General features: G+C 66.7%; 1 protein-coding gene. It reads right to left on the bottom strand.

Annotated features, from left to right (window positions below):
* A partial coding sequence (locus ACFQBR_RS33585; RefSeq protein WP_378554987.1) for a YdcF family protein occupies window positions 1-618 on the bottom strand: 618 nt, incomplete at its 3' end.
* Window positions 619-865: the final 247 nt, after the last annotated feature.

The following is an 865-nucleotide window of genomic DNA, read 5'->3' on the forward strand; positions in this document are numbered from 1 at the left end:
GGCCTCACCTACTGGGCCGGGAACGTCCTGTTCGACGGCGAATCCCAGCTTGGGATACTCCATCACCCGCTGGAGGTCGCCGACCATCATGTCGATGACGAGCCCGGCGTCCCCGATCTCCTTGACGTAGTCGCCCAGGCTCAACGGCGCGGAGGCGCACACCACCTCCACCTCGGGCCACAGCTTGCGGGCGGTCGCGAAGGCGCGCCGCTCCATGTAGGGCATGCAGACCAGGAGCACGGTGGCGGGGGCGATGCCGTTCGCCGCCAGGACCCGGCGGGAGAAGGTGATGTTCTGGCCGGTGTTCGACGCCTGCGGCTCCACGAGGATCACGGGATCGGGGACGCCGAGTTCGAGAGCCCGCTCACGGAAGTGCACCGCCTCGCCGTGCGGGAAGATCTCCGCAGTCGAGGGGCTGTTCGCACCGGTGAACACCAGAGCCGGGAAGAGTCCGGAGTGGAACAAGTCGGCGGCGTGCGCCGCGACGCCGATGTCATTACAGCCCAGGGCGATCGCCACGTCACACGGTTGCACCCGGTGGTGCATGCGGTGGTACTCCCAGATCAGTTCCGCCTGCCTCCACTGCTCCTGGGTAATGGTACGTGCGTCGTCCGCCATACATTCCTCCTCTGGCCATGGGCCCAGGTCTCCTGCTCGGACCTGATGCCTTCGATACTGCGCAGCTAGTGGTCAAGACCGCGTCGGGAGGCGGTTTCGGCGGCTCGGTCGAGGAGCCTCATCCCATCGTCCCGGGTGGCCGGATCGGACAGCAATATGTGGCCTTGGGCAGTGTCCACGCGGACCTGGGCCATAGGGGTGTCCGTGGTACCGCTGTCACGTGAGATGTCGATGCAGTCCAGGGCCC

Origin of the sequence: Nocardiopsis tropica, from assembly GCF_042660575.1 — a bacterium.
Classification (GTDB): Bacteria; Actinomycetota; Actinomycetes; order Streptosporangiales; family Streptosporangiaceae; genus Nocardiopsis; species Nocardiopsis tropica.